We start from the raw sequence: 20,238 nt of genomic DNA, 5'->3' as shown, positions 1-20,238 counted from the left end.
TCCAATAATTTTTTATTTAAGGTATTTGTTGGTATTTTGATATACGATATATTTTGGATATGTAATTTGTTGATTTTTAGGGTGTTTTATATATAATGAATGTTTAATAAATAGTTTTAGTTATAAAAGGATAAGTATATGACAAAATTTGAAAGAGCATCTCAACTATGGCCTATTTTGGCTTTAGCAGCAACAAATCGTCAGGTTTTAACTTATGATTTAGTTTATAGATTGACAGGAATACCAAGACCAGCAATAGGAAAATTTTTAGAGCCAATCCAATCATACTGTATGGCAAAAGAAATCCCTGCTCTTACATCAATTGTAGTGAGTGAGAAAACAGGATTACCAGGTGAAGGCTTTATTGCTGCTAATGATGTACCATTTGCACACATAAAAGTATTTAATTTCGATTGGCTTGATTGGGGTTGTCCTGATATTGAAAAACTTGAAGCGACGAATAATTAAAAAGCTATAACAAATCACTTAAGCCAATATAAATTCTGGGACAGAATACCAATTATTTGTAAATTGAATTTTCATTTTTATAAATGATATATTCTTTATTCTCATGAAAACCTAAAGGTTTCCACTTCTCTTACTTTTGTATTGACGAAAAGTAAGCAAAAACAACTACGGCTTCGGAGCCAAAGGTTCCCTCATTTATTATTTTCAATTTCTAGCTTCGGAAACTCATAAAAAAGAGTGAGTTTATCACTCTTTTTTATTTCAAACAAGTCCTTAGCTTTTTCCGAAATCAAAAATAAACATTCGGCTCCTGCAGATGTAGTAAAAAATTTCTTTGGTTGTTAGTTCTCTTGTATTATCTTAATATTAATTAGAGTAAGTAAAATTTTTGAATCTAAACAAATCAAAAATGCAAATGTCCTTATCCCACTTTTTATTCCAACATTTGCAAAAGCCGAATGTTTATTTTTCTCTTTTCTAAACAAGATTGGCAACTGTTTGAGTGTTTAAAAGTTGCTAAACGCAAGTTTTAATAAACTAGTTTTGACAAGCAGAAAAGATAAAAATAATAAATGAGGGAACCCAAAGGGCTTTGAAACTCTGTTGGTGGCTTTTTGTTTTACTTTTTGCCACCAAAAAGTAAAGAAGAAAAAAACTTTAGGTGTTTATGAAAATAATTGAGATATATTATTAATTAAAGCTTCTTATAAAGTTTTATGATATAATACACTAATACATCACTACATAAAGGAGTATTTGTGCATAGATTGAATTTAACAATAGATGAAGCACTGTATGAACAAGCTAGAGCAGTAAGTTTTATAGAAAAGAAATCGATTTCTCAAATTGTAAGGGAAAGTTTAAATGAATACATTGCCAAGAACTCAAAAACTAAACAACAAGCTGATTTAATCCTTGAGGCTGATGATGAAAAAGAGATTTTGTCAATATTAGCAAATGATGAATTTACTTCAAATGATGATTTTAAAAATAAATTTAACTTATGATTATTTCGTATTCTAAAACTTTTGAAAAGAAGTTTTCAAGCTATTCAAAACTTACCCAATGGAGATGTTAAAAAATTAACAGGTAATGACATCCCGCCAATTTATAGAACTAGAGTATCAAAGTATAGAATACTTTTTTATATGAATGAAGAAGAAATAAAAATATTAAAAGTTGATAGTAGAGGTGATATTTACAAGTAGTAAATTATCTAATAAATCATTTTAAAAAGGAGATACGATGTTTACGATATATGACAATGGAATAGTAGGTGTTAGAACAACTGCTGATAATTTATACAAAGTAAATCCTATAGATAAAATAAAAGAGGCTAAATTTGAATTAGAGGATGAAGTTACTGAACACTTTTCAAATAAAAAAAAGAACTCAAACAATGATGAACTTCTGAATTCTTATAAGAAAATTGCGAACATGGATATATCTGAACCTGTTTACGAAGTAAAAGATATCATGACAAGAGATGTGATTTATATAGATACAAAATCAACTATAGAAGAAGCCTATAATCTTTTAAAAGAACATGGTATAACACAACTACCAATAATCTCTTTTGATAAAAAAATAGTAGGATTAATAAATAAAAAAATGATATTAAACCTTTTTATGGATGATATAGACAATATAAAAAGCATTTTAAATAGAAAATTAGAAGATACTATTTTCCCTGAAATTATAACAACTGATCCAATTTCAGATATAAGAAGAGTAGCTAAGGTTATGATTGATTTTAAACTTGATGCTATCCCTGTGGTTGATGAGGATGTTTTATTAGGTATTATTTCTAAAACTGATATTTTAAAAGCAGTTTCCCATTTGCCAAAATTACAATTATGGTCATAAAGATTGGATTTAAAAAGAGTTAATCAAATTTTTTAAAATCATTATCTTCACTTCCATCTTTTTTTCTATTTTTATATTTCCAAATGGTTATAAAGTATCTCATACTTATAAGACTTAAAAAGAAAGCTATCAAAAAGATAACAATATAGATTAAAATCATTATAATTTCCATCTTTTATCCTTTTGTTTTTAGTATAACTAAAATTTAAAAAGGAGTTTCTCAAAAAGTATAATTAATTTTTTTTCGTAACTCTATTTCTTCCGTTTTCTTTTGATTCATATAAAGCCATATCACTTTTGTAAATCAATGAGTGAATATCATCTCCCATTGAATATGATGATACCCCAAAACTTGCAGTCACTTTTTTTACAGTTTTAAAATTAAATTTTTCTATTATCTTTCTAAGTTTTTCAGCCAATTCATAAGTATAATCAATAGTTGTATTTGGGCAAATTATAATAAATTCTTCACCACCCCATCTTCCTAAATAATCAGTTTGTCTAATATTTGTAGATAAAAGATGAGAAAATTCTTTTAAAACACTATCTCCGATTTGATGACCGTAACTATCATTTATATTTTTAAATTTATCTATATCTGCAATTATAATAGAAAAATTTGTTTCATATCTTTTTGCATTATAAAGTTCTTTTTCTAAAATAGAATCTATTTTTAATCGATTAAATGTTTTTGTCAGATTATCAGTAATAGATAAATTTTGTAGTTTTAATTCCATTTTTGCAGGATATATGGAAATTATAAATGCTAAAGGAAAAGAAAGAACAAAAAGTATAATACTAAAATATATACTATACTGTTTTTGTTCATTAAGAATATTATTTTTAAATATTTTATTTGGTTCAGCAATAATATACAAATTTTCATTTTTGATATATTTTGTATAATACAATTCTCTTGAATATATATTTTTATATTTATTACTAATTAATTCATTAATATTCTTATTGTACAGTGATTGAATGGTAAATTTATCCTTTTCTAGATATTTAGAAAATATGTGTTTTTTTTCTGTATTATAAAGTATATATCCATTGTCATCAAATATTGAAAAATTGAAAATATTTGAATTTATAAAGTTTTCTAAAATATGTTTCATCCCTAGATTTATGATAATAATTCCTTGAAATATGTTGTTTGAATATATTGGTGTAGATATTCTAAGCATAGGACGAATAGGTTTTTCGATTTTCCCATGCTCTATATTCAAATCCAAATTTGATAAAAATATTTGATGTTCTTTTAAATTTTTAGTATTAATAAAATAGTACCTATCAGATTTATTTTGTAAGTCAATATCTGGAATTATACGACCTGTATTGGATGTGTCATTTAAATCAATTCTTATTTTTTCATTGCCACTACTATCTAAATATCTTAGTTGATAAATATTTTTATTTGAATTTAGTAAGGAAAGAAAGAGATTTATAGAGTATTGTTTATTATTTTTTGAATTGTTATTAATGTATGATAAAAAAGAGGTATTAGTTTTTAGAGAATTTAAAATGTTCGTTGATAATTGAATTTCATTGTTAAGATTTTCAATCTTTAATTCTGTTATTAATTTAACTTCATTTTTAAAAAACTTTTCAATATTATCATTGTAATAAATGCCCAAAAAATAAACAATAGTTGACAACAATATAGAAAAAGCTAAAAAAAAACTTAGATATGATATGTAAATTTTATTTTTCATATAAAAAGCATATCTAAATTATTATTAATTAACCTTTTGTAGTATGTTCAAATACTCCATTAAAGTTTTCCGGTGGATTAGAAATAAAATGTTCACATCTTTCTATATAGATATCATAAATATTTTTATTAGTTTTATCTTCCCAGCTATTAACTTCTTTAAAAATATTTAAGGCTTCGTCAAATTTGCTTGCTTTATATAACTCTATTGCATTGTGATAAAGTTCTAATTCTTCTTTTAGTTTCTGTTTTGATACTTTATAAAGTTTATGTTCGCTTTCATCTCTATCGTAATCATGGATTTGCCATATTTCAACTGGTTCACTTTTCCCTTTTACAGTTACTAAATCAAGAAATCGGTATATATAATTACCTTTTAATTGTTCTTTTGTAAAGTTTGAAATATTACATTTTGAGTTATAGTATTTACAAAGTGATTCAAGTCTTGCCCCTAAGTTAATAGGATCACCAATAACAGTATAATCACTTCTTTGTTTACTTCCCATTTCTCCTACAACTGCAATACCAGTATTTAGTCCAATACCAATTTCTATTGGATCAACGCCCATTTTATCACTCATTTTTACTGTATTTTTAAATCTTGGGTCTTGTCTTACTTTTTTATTTAATTCATCAATCATATGAAGCTGATTAAGGGTTGCAATAACAGCTCTTTCTGCATGATCAGGAACACTACCAGGAGCATTCCAATACGCCATAATAGCATCTCCAATAAACTTATCAACAGTACCTTTCTCTTTTATAATAATATCAGTCATTGGATCCATATATTCATTTAAAAATTCAATTAATACATTTGCACTTGGCATTGATTCAGATATATTTGTGAAGTTTCTTACATCACTAAAAAATACTGTGATTTCTTTTTGAGTAGCTGAAAATGTATTATTATTTGTATGTAATAATAGACTATCCATAACTTCTTTTGATACCTTAGATGCAAATTTTTTCTTGATAGCTTCTTCTTGTCTAATTTCAAAAAAATAATCCAAAAGAGTTGCAATAATTGCTGCTAAAATAATTGTTACTAAAGGATAGAAGATATTAAGAACTAAACCTTTAGTAAATAAAGTATAATAAAGAGTATATAAAATACCTCCCAAAAATATAAGGGTAATAAATGGATTACACCAAAAAGGAGTGTATGTTATGGCAAGCATAACTACTAAAGATAAAGCAAAAATTATTGCTAAATTTGCACCATCTGTCCATGATGCTTTATAGATAAAATCACCAGTTAAAATATTATCCACAACATTAGCATGTACTTCAACTCCTGGATAAACTGATTCAAAAGGAGTAGCCCTTAAATCAAGTATTCCAGCAGCAGATGTTCCAATAATAGCAATTTTTCCTTCGATATATTTTTTATCAAATTTATTATTATAAATATCAAGAGCAGAGATATATCTAAAGTTTTTTTCTTTACCTCTAAAGTTTACAAGTATTCTTCCATGTCTATCTGTTGGAATTGTTATATCATTTAATTTTATATTTTTAACACCATAGGGGTCATAGTTTACTTCAACTCTTTTTGTATCAGTTATAACTCTTAAAATTTCCAATGCCAATGATGGATAAATAATATTATTATATGAAATTATCAAAGGAACACTACGTATAATCCCTGATTCATCTGGAATGTTATTAAAAAAACCGCTAGAATAGGCATTTTCTTGAACTATTGGAATATTTAAAATAGTACCAGTTGCAGTGATTAGGTAGTTTTCTTCAGAGTTTTTATTTCTTTCCACAAAAATAGCAGGAATTTGGGGAGCTTTTTTGTTTATATTTTCATTGTCTTTTTCTAGTTCAAACTGATAACCTAATATTGTAGGAGTTGTTGCAATAGTTTTCGCAAATATTTTATCATAGTTTGGGACATTATCCATTTTTACATTATATTGATTAAAAATCTTATGGGGAGAACTTCTATCTTCTTCAGCAAAAACGACGTCAAATGCCATGATTCCAATCCCTGCATTTGTAAGATTTTGAAGAATCTTAGATATTTTATCCCTTGACCAAGGCCATTGACCTAGTGTTTTTAGAGCTTTTTCATCAATATCAATAATAAAAACATTTTCATTATTTGGGATTTCACCTCTTATTTTAAAAAAGCTATCCCTTAAGTTACTGTCAAAAGATTCAGGAAGTTGAGGAAAGAAAATATATGTAAAAGACAAGAATATTGAAAGAATAAATGATATGCCAGAGTATATAAGAGTCTTTTTTATAAATTTATTTTTCATTAATTTACTAGATGTCCTTCATCATTTGATTCAAAGTCATCATATGGATCCATATGGATATTGATTATCCAATTTTTTTCTTTATTAATTTTTCTAATTTTATTCTCTATTCTATCAGAAATTTTATGCGCTTCCATTAAGGTAATTAAACAATCAAATACTAAATGAACTTCAACAAATATTTTATTTCCTACTTCTCTTGTTTTTAAAAGATGTTGATTGTTTACTCTTTCTTCTGCTAAAAATATTTTTTCAATTTGTTTTACTGTATCTTCATCAACTGCTTTATCTAGTAGAACTAAAACACCATTCTGAATAAGTTCATAGGCTGAGTAAATAATATATAAAGAAATCGCTCCACCAATGAAAACATCTACTATCTCATAGCCTGTGAGATTTACTAATATCAAAGAAGCCAATACAGCAATATTTGTATAAACATCAGTTTTATAGTGTAGGGCATCAGCTTTTATTACCATACTATGAGTTTTTTTTGATACATAATTAAGATAAACAACTAAACTTATTGTAATAATAAGTGATATCAGCATTACAACTAATGATTCTTCCAAATATTTTGAAACTTCACCTGTAATGGCTTTTTCAATAGCTTGATATAACAAAAAAAGCCCAGATAGTGTAATAATAGTACCTTCGATAACAGAAGCTAAAGCTTCGATTTTCCCTCTACCATAATTAAAATATTTATCAGCTGGTTTCTCTGCATTTGAGATTGCGAAGTAGTTAAAAAGTGATACAAACATATCTAAGATAGAATCAACTGCAGATGCTAAAACTGCAACTGATCCACTCGCAATTCCTACGACTAATTTTATTAGTGTAAGAATTGCTGCAACAGTAGAAGAAACAACGGTTGCTTTTCTTTGTGGAGACATATTCTAATAGTTCTCGTTTACAAATTTTTCTATTCTAGCAATACCTTTTAGAATTGAGTCTAAATCAGTAGCAAATGAGAATCTAAAATAACCTTCAGTTCCAAATGCAAGTCCTGGAACTACAGCAACTCCTTCTTTTTCAAGTAAGTCTGAGCAGAATTTCATAGAATCATTTGTAAGCTCTTTAATATTTATAAATAAATAAAATGCACCATCTGGACTAAAGCAAGAGATACCTTTTATTGCATTAAATTTTTCTACTGCAATATCTCTTCTTTTTTCAAACTCTTTTCTCATGATTTCTATAGTTTCATCAGCAATACCCTCTAGAGCAGTAATTGCTGCATATTGAGTAATAGAGTTTACATTTGAAGTAACTTGCCCTTGTAATTTAATCATAGCTTTAACTAAATCTTTATGTGGAGTTGCTAAATATCCAAATCTCCAACCAGTCATCGCTACAGCTTTACTAAGACCGTTGATTGTAACTGTTCTTTTGAACATATCTTCACTTACTTCAGCAGCTGTACAAAATTTTTTTCCATCGTATATAATTTTTTCATACATCTCATCAGAAAGTACTAAAATATCTGTTCCCTCTAAAACTTTTCCAATTGCTATTAATTCTTCTCTTGTGTAAATAGCTCCAGTTGGGTTTGAAGGAGTATTTAATAATAATGCTCTAGTTTTAGGAGTAATAGCTGCTTTTACTTGCTCTGCTGTTACTTTAAATGAAGTTGATTCATCTGTTTCAATAAAAACTGGAACACCATCTGAAAATTTAACTTGTTCTGGATATGTAACCCAATATGGTGCAGGAATAATTACTTCATCACCATCTTCGATTAATGTTTGAAAAAGATTAAATAAAGAGTGTTTTGCACCATTTGAAATTACGATTTCATCTAAATTGTAATTTAGTCCATGGTCTTTCTTTAGTTTATTAATAATTGCTTGTTTCGTTTCAGTGATACCTTCAACTGCTGTATATTTAGTATGACCATCTTGAATCGCTTTAATTGCCGTTTGTTTTACAACATCAGGCGTATTAAAATCTGGTTCACCAGCACTAAAACTTAGTATGTCTCTACCTTGTGCTTTAAGCTCTCTTCCTAAAGCAGTAATAGCCATTGTAACTGACGGAGATAAGTTCTCCATTCTTTTTGCAATTTTCATTATTTTCCTCAATGTAATTTTTATTATATTACAATATAATAGTATGCGGATTTTATCAAAAAAATACTTAAGGATAATATTGAATTTTAAAGTTTTATTACAGGAAAAAGAAGTAGCTGCAAAATTGATAAATAAAAGAAATGTAAGACATTGTTATTTAAGAATTATAGATAAAGATTCTATACAAATTACAGCAAATAGATATTTTTCTTTGGATGATGCTAAAGATTTAATTTATAGGAAAGAAGAGTGGATATTAAAACATCTAAATAAAAAAAGTGCAACAATTTTAGAAGATGAATTTTATTATCTAGGTGAGAAATTTGAGAAAAAAGATTTTGAAAAATTTGATTTAATTAATTTTTATAGAAGTAAAGCCCATTTAATCATAACTCCAATAGTTGAAAACCAAGCAAATATCATGCAACTTTTTCCCAAAAATATAAAATATAGAAATAACAAATCAAGATGGGGTTCTTGTTCTTATGACAACACTATTAATTTAAATCTAAATTTATTAAAATTTCCAGCAAATGTTATAGAATATGTGGTAATTCATGAATTAGCACATATAAAACATAAAAATCATTCTAAAAAGTTTTGGGATTTGGTGGAGATGTATTGTCCGAAGTATAAAGAGTGTGAAAAATTACTTAAGAGTTTTTAATTATTTTTCTAATTTCTTCAAATTTCTTTCTTAAACTTTCATCTTTGCAAAAGTTTTCAAATATGCCAAAAGAACGCTCTTGATAGAAATTTCTCTCTTCATTTATTATCTCTTTCCTTTCAATTACATTGGTTACAAAAAATTTAATATCATTTACATTTGCAATATTTGCATCTTTTAAAAGTGATTTTATTAAACTCTTGTTATACTCAAACTCCATTTTATAAACAGGATGTGTTAATACGAAAAAAAGAGTTTGGTTTTTTATATAACCAAATTTTATACCTTTTTTTAATTTTAGAGGTAAGGAATTAATTAATCTTTCTATAGTAATATTGGTATTAATTTTTTTAAATTCAGGATAATATTTCAAATGAGTAAGAATTTCGCTAGCATTTTTCATGCAATCATTATAACACTATTTATATTAAGTTTTTCAGGATGTGGATACAAAGGTGATCCAGTTTATGTCAATGATAAACAAGAGGTACCTGCTAAGTGATTTACGATTATGTAATTATTGGTTCTGGAATTGCTGGATTAAATGCAGCAAGACTTATACCAAAAGATAAAAAAGTACTTTTATTATCTAAAAAATCCCCTTGGGAGTGCAATACTTTTTGGGCTCAAGGTGGAGTAGCTTTTGCAGTTGATAAAGAAGATATTCCAGCACATATTGAAGATACTTTAAATGCTGGTGCTTTTTACAATGATAAAAATGCAGTAAAACTTTTAAGTGAAAAGTCAAATGAAGCAGTTAAGGATTTAATAAATGCGGGACTAAAATTTGATTTAAATGCAAAAGGTGAATTAGCACTTACAAAAGAAGCTGCACATAGCAGAAGTAGAATTATACATGCTGACGGTGATGCAACTGGACGTATGATACATATGTTTTTAATCGAACAATTTCCCCATGAACTAATTACAAATGTTGTTGTAAGTGATTTACTTATCAAAGATGGCATTTGTTATGGTGTGCAGTATTTCAAAAATGAAACAGATGAAAAAGTTGTTTATGCACACAATACAATTATTGCAAGTGGAGGAGTTGGGTCTTTATATAAATATCATACTAACTCTACTTCTATCTCTGGAGAACTACAAGGTATTTGTTTAGAACATGGAATTCCTTTAAAAGATATGGAAATGCTTCAATTTCACCCAACAGTTGTAAGAGGAACGCACTTTGCTAGAAAACCACTACTAAGTGAAGCTCTAAGAGGTGAGGGTGCACATATTGTTGATGAAGATGGTAAAAGATTTTTATTTGATTACCATGAAGATGGAGAATTAGCTCCAAGAGATATTGTAAGTCGTGCAATTTTTGATTATGCTACAAAAACAGGAAAAGGTGTATTTTTATCATTTAAAAATTTTGAAAAAGAGTTTTTCAAAAAAAGATTTCCAAATATTTATGCAAATCTAAAAGACTTAGGTTTTGAGCTTCCTTTTGAAAATGTACCTATTTCTCCAGCATTTCACTATACAATGGGTGGAATACCTACAAACTTAGATGCCCAAGTTGTGGGAATGAAGAATCTATATGCAATAGGTGAGTGTGCTTGTACTGGTGTTCATGGTGCAAATAGACTTGCATCAAATTCATTATTAGAAGGTATTGTATTTTCTAAAATAGCAGTTGAACATAGTTTGAAAGCTCATTTTGAGATAAATAAAAAAGAGTTTAATCAAGAGATATCTCATCATACAAGAAACAAAGAAATAGATAAAGATATAAAAAACATATTAAGAAAACTTATGTGGGAAAATGCTTCAATTGTAAGAAATGAGTCGGATTTACGCACTGCACTACAACAAATAGAACTATTTCTAAAAGAAGATGTTGGTAGGCTATTGTTTTTAAGATTGCTTACGGCAAAATCTATTTTAACCAGTGCCATAGAACGTAAAACTTCTTTAGGTGCTCATTTTATCAAGGAGAATTAATGCTAAAAATTTTAGTATCATTACTTTTAATTTCAGTTGCTGCTTTCGCATCAGGTGGTGGAGGAGAAGCCCATGCTAATCCTGACTTAACTATGACGTGGGTTGGTATTTCATGTTTATTTATTTTTCTTATTGGTTATTATTTTGTTGCTGCAGAAGAAAAATATGAGATTGATAAGGCAAAACCAGCTTTATTAATTGGAACATTAATGTTTATTTTAGTTTCATTATACTATTCAATGAATGGTTTAAATATGGATGCTGTGCACAATGAAGCATCACATCTTATTTTAGAAATTGCTGGAATCTTTTTCTTCTTATTTGTTGCTATGACATATATTGAATCACTTATTCATATGAATGTATTTGATAAGTTAAAATATAATCTAGTATCAAAAGGTTATACATATAGAAAACTTTTCTGGGTAACTGGATTTTTAGCTTTCTTTATTTCACCAATCGCAGATAACTTAACTACTGCTTTAATTTTATCAACTGTTCTTATAACAATTGAAAAAACTAAAAAAGAATTTTTAGTTCCAGGTGCAATTAATATAGTTGTTGCAGCAAATGCAGGGGGTGCTTGGTCTCCATTTGGTGATATTACTACACTTATGGCATGGACAGCAGGAAAAGGGGTATTTACAGACTTCTTATTCTTATTCCCAGCTGCTATTGGTGGATATTTAGTTACGGCAATAATTTTATCAAAATTTGTACCAAATGAAGTTCCTGATTTTGATGTTTCAACTGAAAAAGTTCCAGTTATGGCTGAAGGTGCTAAAACTGTTATGGGACTTGGTGTTTTCACGATTTTTTGTGCAGTTATAGGTCATCAGGTTTTACATTTACCAGCTATGTGGGGTATGATGTTTGGTTTGGCATTACTTAAAGTTTATTCTTATGGATTAAATAAAAAATATGGAAAAGGTCACTTTAATATTTTCCATTCAATGGCTAAAATAGAAAACAATACTTTAATGTTTTTCTTCGGTATTTTAGCAGCAGTTGGAGCATTGTATTTTATTGGTTGGTTAGGATTAGCAGCTCATGTTTACCATCCAGAAGTTTTAGGACCAACAGTTGCAAATATTGGAGTTGGATTCTTATCAGCGATAGTTGATAATGTTCCTGTAATGTCTGCAATTCTAAAAGCAAATCCAGAAATGGGACTTGACCAATGGATGCTTGTAACTTTAACAGCTGGTGTTGGTGGTTCTTTAATCTCTTTTGGAAGTGCTGCTGGTGTTGGTGTTATGGGTAAACTACATGGTATTTATACTTTTGGTTCTCATATGAAATATGCTTGGACTATTTTTCTTGGTTATGTTGCTTCTGTTGCAATTTGGTATTTACAATATGAAGTTATTGGATTTTATCACGCTGGATAAAGTTTAATTTAAAATATATTAAAAGGGTTATCAAGTTTTCTTGATAGCCCTTTTTTATTTTAAATACCTTTGAAAATCACTTAACCAACTTTTTACAACTAATTGGATAGAATCTCTGATTAAAATTTGTAGTATTTAAATACAGAAGTGTAAAATATGAAGGAAAATAATATATGAAACATGTACCAATCGTTGTACTAGATTTTGGTAGTCAATATACTCAAATCATTGCAAGAAAATTAAGAGAGTCAGGTGTTTATTCTGAAATTGTACCATATAGTGAAAGCATTGAAGATATCAAAGCAAGAACACCAAAAGGTATTATTTTAAGTGGAGGGCCAGCTTCTGTTTATGCTAAAGACTCATATCACCCAGATAGTGAAGTTTTTAGTTTAGGATTACCAATTTTAGGTATTTGTTATGGTATGCAACTTATCTCTCAATATTTTGGTGGAAGTGTTATCCCTGCTGATCACCATGAGTATGGTAAAGCAAAATTAAACTTTGTAGCTGATTCAGATATCTTTAGAGATACAACTGATGGTCAAATTGTATGGATGAGTCATGGAGATAGAGTTGAAAATATTCCAGAAGGTTTTGAAAAAATTGGTGTTTCTGAAAACTCTCCATATGCAGCTATTGCAAATAAAGAAAAAAATATCTATGCTTTCCAATTTCATCCAGAAGTTTATCACTCAGTTGAAGGAAGTAAACTACTTAAAAACTTTGCTAAATATATTTGTGGTTGTGAAAGTACATGGAATATGGGTTCTTTTGCAAAAGAACAAATTAAAAAAATCCAAGACCAAGTTGGAAATAAAAAAGTTCTTTGTGGTGTTTCAGGTGGTGTTGATTCATCTGTAGTTGCTACACTTTTAGCAGAAGCTATTGGAGACCAACTTATACCTGTATTTGTTGATAATGGACTTTTAAGAGCAAATGAGCGAGAACAAGTTGAAGCTATGTTTAAATCAAGAGGTGTAAATCTTATTACTGTTGATGCAAGCGAAGAGTTTTTATCAAAACTGGCAGGAGTAACTGACCCAGAGAGAAAAAGAAAAATTATCGGTGAAACATTTATTGAAGTATTTGATAAGGAAGCAAAAAAACATGATGGTATAGAGTTCTTAGCACAAGGGACGCTTTATACAGATGTTATTGAATCAGTTTCAGTAAAAGGTCCTTCAAAAACAATCAAATCTCACCACAACGTAGGTGGACTTCCTGATTGGATGACATTTGAACTAATTGAGCCACTAAGAGAAATCTTTAAAGATGAAGTAAGACTTTTAGGACTTGAACTTGGACTTCCAGCTGCTATGATAGGAAGACATCCATTCCCAGGACCAGGACTTGCAATTCGTGTAATGGGAGATGTAAATAAACCTGATTTAGAACTACTGAGACGTGCAGATACTATCATGCTAGATGTTCTTCATGCAACTGGTTACTATGACAAAACATGGCAAGCTTTTACAGTACTATTAAATGTAAAATCAGTAGGTGTTATGGGTGATAATAGAACTTATGATAACACAGTATGTGTAAGAATAGTAGAAGCAACAGATGGTATGACAGCAACTTTTGCACATATTCCACATGATATTTTAGAGACAATAAGTAGAAGAATTATCAATGAGGTTGATGGAATCAATAGAGTTGTGTATGATATTAGTTCAAAACCGCCAGCAACTATCGAGTGGGAATAAAATAAAGCAGTATCTTTTAACTTGATACTACGTCAAATAAGGAAATCAGCTCAATCACTTACTCCTCAGTAAGCTCAATCGCTGATTTTCTTCTCTTCCTTGTCTGAAGCTAAAATCTACAGCTTTATTCGAGATTCTAATACTTTTAAAATAGAAGAGTTCACCTAATCTCATAGTAAAATAACAATACAAATGAAAGCTAACATTAGCGATAGCAATTGAAAACAGATTTTTTGGTTACTTATTTTATCGCTGGAAAAAGTAACAAAGCGTGACCCTGAAAGGGCACAGAAGAAATAGGAAAACTTGTGCTAAAAAGTACAAGGCAAACTTTTCGCGTAGATTTATATATATCTTTTTATAAAATTTAATCTTATTTTTTCTCTCATAATATCTAATAGTTTTTACCCATAATAGACTCCTGATATATTTATCATTTTGTTAAACTATTAAGATTTTTAACCAATAGCATAACATTTTGATAAGCTATTAAGGATATACGTTAATAATCTAACATTAAAATTATATAAAAAATTCAAAAACATTGTATAAAACATTACATATTGTAATATATTGTTTTATGTTTTATTGAAAAAACCTATTTATGGGCTTTAATTAAATTTATATCTTAACATTAAAAATGTTATTCTATTAGGTAATCTTATATATTATTTATATATAATGTATTACTAATAAATAGTTATGCATCAAATGCAAAGGAAAATTAATGCAAGATAAACTTGCCACTCTTCAGAAATTTATAGCAAACAACTATGCACTTGAAAGTCTTGAGGCTAAATTAAATGAATTTAATCCTCTCAAAGTTCTTAAAATAGACCAATATGAAATTCGTCATTCAAATGTATTATCATGGCTTCTTACACCAGAAGAAAATCATAATATAGGAAATTCTTTTTTAAAAAAAGTTTTAGCAGAAATTATTTTAAACAATGAAAATATTGAGACATCACTATCTGTATTTGATACAGAAAAAATGTCATATAGTGATTTTGAAATTAAAAGAGAATGGCAAAATATTGATATTCTAGCAGTTAGTCATAATAATAAAATTTGCGTTATTATTGAAAATAAAATTTATGCTAATGAGTCAAAAGGACAATTAGAAAAATATTTTGAGACAGTTAGAAGTGAATATAAAAATTACGAATTAGTCCCAGTACTTTTAACACTTGATGGTGTAGAGCCAACTGACACTAGATATGGTATTCTCTCTTATACTCAAGTACTCAAAATTTTAGAATTTATAGTATCTATTCAAAAAGAAAATATGAATGAAAAGGTCTATGACTTTATAAATTATTATCTAAAAACATTGGAGATATTAACTATGGAAGATAAAAAAATCAAACAACTCTGTAAAGAAATATACAAAGACCATAAAGAAGCACTAGACCTAATTTATGAATATGCAGAAGATACAGATTTTGAAGAATCTGCTAGTGAGTTTATCCAAAATATAAATGCCCAAGAAATATATATTGATGGCAAATCTGCATGGTTTATGCCAAAGGAATTTAAGAACTACTTGAAAAAAGTCGGTGAAGAAAAATGGTGTGAAAATTTGCCATTTGCATTTTGGTTTGTGGTACAAGAAGAAAAACTAGGCATTATTATTGAAGTTAGACCTTTTGTCTCCGCATCACTAAGACAAAATTTCTTGAAGCATTTAAAAAATCATGACATTAATATTCATGATTATTCTTTTAAATCTGGAGCTAAATATACAAGAATTTTTACAAAATATCCTAGATTTGAAGATTGGGATAACAAAGAAAGTATTATTCAAAAAATGGATGAGCTTTATAAAAAGTTTGCAAAAAAAACAGAAGCAAATTTACTTGAGGCATGTAAAACTTTTAACTGGGAAGAAGCATAACAAATCAGTAGAGCTAATAAATTACCCTGCGGGCAATTTATTAGCTCATTTCAAACGTTAGTTACAAAATTTATTAGAAGGTTATAATGACTATTCAAGATAAAAAAAATAAATATACTATATGTATGAATGAAATTAAAAAACGAGTTGAAGTGGTTGAATCAATACTCAACAATAAAGTAAGTACTCCATATTTAATTACAACTGTTGAATTAATTTGTATACAAATTAGGAAAATTCTTGAGTTAATTGCTTTATCATCAATGGTTGCTAATAAAGAAGAATATCAAAAAGTTAAAGATAAAATTGAAAAAGCTTGGAATGCAAAAGACATTTTAAATGAATTAAAGACTATAAACTTAAATCATTATCCACAACCAATGGTTCTTCAATGCGGGAATGGAGATGTAAACAATACAAGAACTCAACCAGTTCAATCTGGCTTTTTAACTAGAGAAGAACTATTTAATGTATATTCTATTTGTGGAGGTCTACTTCATGCACAAAATCCTTTTGCTCATAAAAAGCAATTTGAAAATATATTAAAACAAGTACCTTCATGGTTAATAAAAATAAAAAAATTAATAAATGTTCATGTAGTACAATTAGTTGATGAAAGCACTATGTTTATAGCAATAATCAATTTTGACTATGAAAAAGATGTTTCAGTAGGTGTCTATGATAGACAATAAGCAATTAAAATTAACTGTGCGTACAAAAGCAACTAACAAATCATTGGAGAGAAATATTTGACCCTGCGGCTCAAATATTTCTCAACTCAAACGTTAGCAATAAAAGGAAGAAAAAATAATGTTAGAAAAAATAAAAGCCTTACTTGATGAAAAAGCTTCAAAAATTTCAGATTCTTTGCAAAGTCCAGCTAGTGAAACTTCTATACAAAAGCTAGAGCAACTTATTGATAAAAAATTGCCAGATGATTTTATAAAACTATATAAGGAACATAATGGACTTAATCCTGATAAGCTAGTGAATTTTGCATATGGAATTCCTTTTATTCCAATTGAAAAAAGTATTAGTCATATTGAATTGTATAAGACTCAAGCAACGAACGATATTTTAAAATATGCTGATTCTGAAATTAAAACAGATTATATATTTAATCATAATAGAATACCAATTGGAGATGATTGTGGAACAACTTATCTTTGTATTGATTTAGATCCATCAGCTGAGGGTTTAATTGGACAAATAATATTAATAGATTATGAATATAATATTGCAATTAAATTACATGATTCAATTTCGGAATACCTCCAACAATTTGAAGCTGATTTGATAAACAATAAATATTCTTTACAAGAAGATGCTTTAGATGATGGTAACCATTGGTTAAATCCAATAAAAGAAATTGATCCTGTTAATTGGTTTAATTCACCAACATGGAAACATATAAATGATAAAATTGCTAACAAATCATAGCACACCAATAAAGTACCTGCGGCACTTTATTGGTGTATTCAAACGTTGCAATAAAATAGGAATAAATAAATGATAGAACCAAAAGAATGTAAAAATATGAGTGATATTAGAAGTGCTATTGATGAAATAGATAGTAGCATTGTAAAACTGATTTCAAAAAGGTCAGAATATGTACATGAAGCATCAAAATTTAAAAAAGATGAAACAGCTGTAAAAGATTCAAATAGAGTAGCAAAAGTTATTGAATCAAAAAAAGAGTTAGCAATTAAATATGGTGCATCTCCTGAGTTGATAGGAGATATTTATAAAATGATGATTGATTTTTTTATAAATGAAGAATTAAAAGAATGGAATAAGCTACAAAAAGTTTAATAAATAAAAATCTTACTTATTTTAACGTCTATTTTTCAGGTGAAAATTTTTATAATGGTAAAATTATAAAAAATTTGGCACCTTTATAGGTTTTGTTTTTAAATTCTATATCCTCATTTTTTACAAGTATCTCACCTGAAAAATGTTCGTGGATAATTTTAGCACTCATGTATAATCCTATTCCAGTTCCTTGACTTTTATGTTTTGTAGTAAAGTATGGGTCAAATATTTTATCTAAGATATTTTCATTAACTCCACCTGCATTATCTTGAAGGGTGATGGTTATTTTGTCATTTTCTTTATAAAATGATACTTCTATTATTCTTTCTTCTATATTTTTTTCATTTAATATATCTTTTGAATTATTTAGAATATTTATAAAAACTTGTGTTAATTCATTTATTACACCATTTACTAATAATTCATCTTTATAGTGCTTAATATTTACCGTGATATAATTATTTTTTAATGAAGCCGATGTTATATCTATAGCTTTTGTTAAAGAAGTTTCAATGTTAAAATACTCTTTTTTAGTATTATAATCTTTAATATAATCTCTAAAATCATCAATTGTATTACTTAAATAGTTCGCGTATTTCATTACGCTATCTGAGGTATTTTCTATCTCATTTTCTTCTAAGATATCTAACTCTTTTCTTAATTTTAATCCGCTCATTTGGACAGTAATGGCATTTAGAGGTTGTCTCCATTGATGGGCAATATTATTTAACATCTCTCCTATAATTGCCATCCTTGATTGATGTTTAATTAAAATATCTTGTTCGTGGTTTTTTTCCATTTGAGATTTTAATTCATGAAATAGTTTTTTTTCTTTTATATTTGAATGTTGTAATTCTATGATATTTTTTTCAATGTTTTTTGCCATAAGATTAAATGATTCTTGTAGTTCATAGGTCTCTTTACTATCCCCTAAATTTATTCTTTGTGAATAATCTCCATGGGCGATTGCATTTGCACTATGGGTTAATTTAACTAGATTTTTTATAATCCATTCACTTATGGTTATAAGTAAAATTGCTGATAATAATAATTCTATTAATGCAATAACGATACTTCTTGTAATCATCTCTTCTTTTGCTTGAATATAATATTTTGTAGAAAGCCCTAAATAAACTTTACCTAAAGGTTGTGAAAATAGGGTAATAGGAATACTTGTGTCAAATCTTTGGTCTATAAGTGATTTTTCACTAAAAGGATCTATCTCTTTTTTTGGTAATTTTGTACAATCTTCCCATCCAACACTAGAAATACAATTATTTTGATTATCAATTACAACTAAATAATCTACGGTTGGGATTTTTTTTGTTTCACTTAAAATTGCATCAATTGTTGCATAATCCATTTGTACAAGGGGAGCTACCAAGGCACTTTTTAATAATATTTTTTGTTCATCTAGTCTTATATTTGTTTGTGTAGATAGGTTTATTTCAAGTTGATTTACATTTTTTATGACCATTAAGGTAAGCATTATACTCTCTATAAGTAAACTTGCAATTACCCATTTCCAAGATAAAGATAATTTCATTTACTTATATAACCTTTCCATAGTTTTTTTTACTATTGAATCAAGGCTATTTAAATCTTTTTGCTCTATTTCTTTAAAGTTTTCAAGTTTTGTAATATCTAGGTGCTTTTTACCTTCTGAAGATTTTGAAAAAGCACTTAATGCTTTTTTCCATTCTTCTAAAGTAATACCATCTTTGTTTTTTGCAAGATAAATTCTACTTGGTTTTGGCTTACTTTGATATATTACATGTACTAAGTTTTTAGTCTCTTTCGTCATTAGTTTTATATAATTTGGCAAGGACATAATTATCATATCAGCATTTTTATTTAAAAGTATAGATATGGAACTATCTGTTGCACTTGTATATGTGTATTTTATTTTTTCATCATTAAAACCATTTTTTTCTAGCCAATCTTGTGCATCTAAAGTTGGAAAAGAAACAGGGTCTAATCCAATAACATGAAGTGGTAGGTTTTTACTATTTAAGATATTTGAATCTGTTGATAAAAGAATAGTTGATAGTCCTTTTTTGTATGTCATTAAAGGTGTATATCCACCTAATCTTTGAGCTAGAACTGCCAAATTTGGAGAAGTTAAAATCAAATCATAATATGTTCCATCATTTGACCTTTTAGTAAATTCACTAAAGTTTTTGGCTGTTAAAATTTGTACAGGTCTTTTAAAATAGTTTTCCAAAAAAAGTCTCAAATCTTGGTGAGATTCTAAAATAACCCTAGTCGAAGAGTGTGGGGCAATGCCTATTTTGATGGGATTTTTTTGAGCATAACTGAGATTACATATCAAAAAGAACAATAGAAATAATTTTTTTATTTTCATACTATTTTTCACCTATAAAAAATTGACAATATTATAACAAATAGTATTAATAAT

The 20,238-nt window shown here is 27.8% G+C and carries 20 protein-coding genes; 12 read left to right on the top strand and 8 right to left on the bottom strand.

Annotated elements, in window-relative coordinates; all coding sequences use genetic code 11:
- Window positions 1-138 precede the first annotated feature (138 nt).
- From ACQY5W_RS01570 to ACQY5W_RS01555, 4 genes are all read left to right on the top strand, one after another.
- The gene (locus ACQY5W_RS01570) at window positions 139-468 is read left to right on the top strand and encodes a hypothetical protein (protein WP_428023174.1); all 330 of its coding nucleotides are present in this window, start codon (window positions 139-141) and stop codon (window positions 466-468) included.
- Window positions 469-1,226: 758 nt separating this feature from the next.
- Window positions 1,227-1,475, top strand: coding sequence for a hypothetical protein (locus ACQY5W_RS01565; RefSeq protein WP_428023173.1), 249 nt, complete (start codon window positions 1,227-1,229; stop codon window positions 1,473-1,475).
- 21 nt (window positions 1,476-1,496) lie between these two features.
- The gene (locus tag ACQY5W_RS01560) at window positions 1,497-1,676 is read left to right on the top strand and encodes a type II toxin-antitoxin system RelE family toxin (protein WP_428023172.1); all 180 of its coding nucleotides are present in this window, start codon (window positions 1,497-1,499) and stop codon (window positions 1,674-1,676) included.
- Window positions 1,677-1,713: 37 nt separating this feature from the next.
- Window positions 1,714-2,334: a CBS domain-containing protein gene (locus tag ACQY5W_RS01555; RefSeq protein ID WP_428023171.1), complete on the top strand. Its 621-nt coding sequence runs from the start codon at window positions 1,714-1,716 to the stop codon at window positions 2,332-2,334.
- A gap of 19 nt (window positions 2,335-2,353) precedes the next feature.
- Here the strand turns inward: ACQY5W_RS01555 and ACQY5W_RS01550 are convergent, their stop codons facing one another.
- The 5 genes from ACQY5W_RS01550 to ACQY5W_RS01530 all read right to left on the bottom strand — a co-directional run bounded on the left by ACQY5W_RS01550 (window position 2,354) and on the right by ACQY5W_RS01530 (window position 8,393).
- Window positions 2,354-2,506 (bottom strand): hypothetical protein, encoded by a 153-nt coding sequence (locus ACQY5W_RS01550; protein WP_428023170.1) that lies wholly within the window; start codon window positions 2,504-2,506, stop codon window positions 2,354-2,356.
- A 61-nt stretch (window positions 2,507-2,567) separates the two neighbouring features.
- Window positions 2,568-4,049 carry a diguanylate cyclase gene (locus tag ACQY5W_RS01545; protein ID WP_428023169.1) on the bottom strand — a complete coding sequence of 494 codons (1,482 nt, stop codon included), beginning with the start codon at window positions 4,047-4,049 and terminating at the stop codon, window positions 2,568-2,570.
- Between the two features lie 28 nt (window positions 4,050-4,077).
- Window positions 4,078-6,321 (bottom strand): CHASE2 domain-containing protein, encoded by a 2,244-nt coding sequence (locus ACQY5W_RS01540; RefSeq protein WP_428023168.1) that lies wholly within the window; start codon window positions 6,319-6,321, stop codon window positions 4,078-4,080.
- Window positions 6,321-7,217, bottom strand: a complete 897-nt coding sequence (locus ACQY5W_RS01535) for a cation diffusion facilitator family transporter (protein WP_428023167.1) — start codon at window positions 7,215-7,217, stop codon at window positions 6,321-6,323. Before ACQY5W_RS01535 ends, ACQY5W_RS01540 begins: the two co-directional genes overlap by 1 nt.
- Before the next feature lie 3 nt (window positions 7,218-7,220).
- Window positions 7,221-8,393, bottom strand: a complete 1,173-nt coding sequence (locus ACQY5W_RS01530) for a pyridoxal phosphate-dependent aminotransferase (protein ID WP_428023166.1) — start codon at window positions 8,391-8,393, stop codon at window positions 7,221-7,223.
- A gap of 79 nt (window positions 8,394-8,472) precedes the next feature.
- Here ACQY5W_RS01530 and ACQY5W_RS01525 point away from each other — a divergent pair, with 79 nt between their 5' ends.
- Entirely contained in the window at window positions 8,473-9,060 is a 588-nt protein-coding gene (locus ACQY5W_RS01525) for a M48 family metallopeptidase (protein WP_428023165.1), read from the top strand.
- Here ACQY5W_RS01525 and ACQY5W_RS01520 read toward each other — a convergent pair.
- A complete protein-coding gene (locus ACQY5W_RS01520) occupies window positions 9,047-9,463 on the bottom strand; it encodes a DUF721 domain-containing protein (protein ID WP_428023164.1) in 417 nt (138 codons plus the stop codon). The two genes, ACQY5W_RS01525 and ACQY5W_RS01520, sit on opposite strands and share 14 nt — an antisense overlap.
- Before the next feature lie 95 nt (window positions 9,464-9,558).
- Here ACQY5W_RS01520 and nadB point away from each other — a divergent pair, with 95 nt between their 5' ends.
- From nadB to ACQY5W_RS01485, 7 genes are all read left to right on the top strand, one after another.
- Window positions 9,559-11,010: an L-aspartate oxidase gene (nadB, locus tag ACQY5W_RS01515; RefSeq protein WP_428023163.1), complete on the top strand. Its 1,452-nt coding sequence runs from the start codon at window positions 9,559-9,561 to the stop codon at window positions 11,008-11,010.
- The gene (nhaD, locus tag ACQY5W_RS01510) at window positions 11,010-12,401 is read left to right on the top strand and encodes a sodium:proton antiporter NhaD (protein ID WP_428023162.1); all 1,392 of its coding nucleotides are present in this window, start codon (window positions 11,010-11,012) and stop codon (window positions 12,399-12,401) included. The genes nadB and nhaD overlap by 1 nt, the downstream gene beginning before the upstream one ends.
- 173 nt (window positions 12,402-12,574) lie before the next feature.
- On the top strand, window positions 12,575-14,110 hold the full coding sequence (gene guaA, locus ACQY5W_RS01505) for a glutamine-hydrolyzing GMP synthase (RefSeq protein WP_428023161.1): 1,536 nt from the start codon (window positions 12,575-12,577) through the stop codon (window positions 14,108-14,110).
- Window positions 14,111-14,837: 727 nt separating this feature from the next.
- Complete coding sequence (locus ACQY5W_RS01500) at window positions 14,838-16,007, top strand: PD-(D/E)XK nuclease family protein (RefSeq protein ID WP_428023160.1); 1,170 nt, start codon at window positions 14,838-14,840, stop codon at window positions 16,005-16,007.
- Between the two features lie 86 nt (window positions 16,008-16,093).
- Window positions 16,094-16,699, top strand: a complete 606-nt coding sequence (locus ACQY5W_RS01495) for a hypothetical protein (protein WP_428023159.1) — start codon at window positions 16,094-16,096, stop codon at window positions 16,697-16,699.
- A gap of 118 nt (window positions 16,700-16,817) precedes the next feature.
- The gene (locus ACQY5W_RS01490) at window positions 16,818-17,447 is read left to right on the top strand and encodes an SMI1/KNR4 family protein (protein WP_428023158.1); all 630 of its coding nucleotides are present in this window, start codon (window positions 16,818-16,820) and stop codon (window positions 17,445-17,447) included.
- Window positions 17,448-17,516: 69 nt separating this feature from the next.
- Complete coding sequence (locus tag ACQY5W_RS01485) at window positions 17,517-17,819, top strand: chorismate mutase (protein WP_428023157.1); 303 nt, start codon at window positions 17,517-17,519, stop codon at window positions 17,817-17,819.
- Between the two features lie 49 nt (window positions 17,820-17,868).
- Here the strand turns inward: ACQY5W_RS01485 and ACQY5W_RS01480 are convergent, their stop codons facing one another.
- Entirely contained in the window at window positions 17,869-19,365 is a 1,497-nt protein-coding gene (locus ACQY5W_RS01480) for an ATP-binding protein (protein ID WP_428023156.1), read from the bottom strand.
- Entirely contained in the window at window positions 19,366-20,184 is an 819-nt protein-coding gene (locus ACQY5W_RS01475; RefSeq protein WP_428023155.1) for a PhnD/SsuA/transferrin family substrate-binding protein, read from the bottom strand.
- Window positions 20,185-20,238: the final 54 nt, after the last annotated feature.

It is taken from the genome of Arcobacter sp., from assembly GCF_050300555.1.
Taxonomy (GTDB): Bacteria; Campylobacterota; Campylobacteria; order Campylobacterales; family Arcobacteraceae; genus Arcobacter.
Note: the sequence above shows the minus strand (reverse complement) of the source record. Positions and strands in the feature narration are given on the sequence as shown.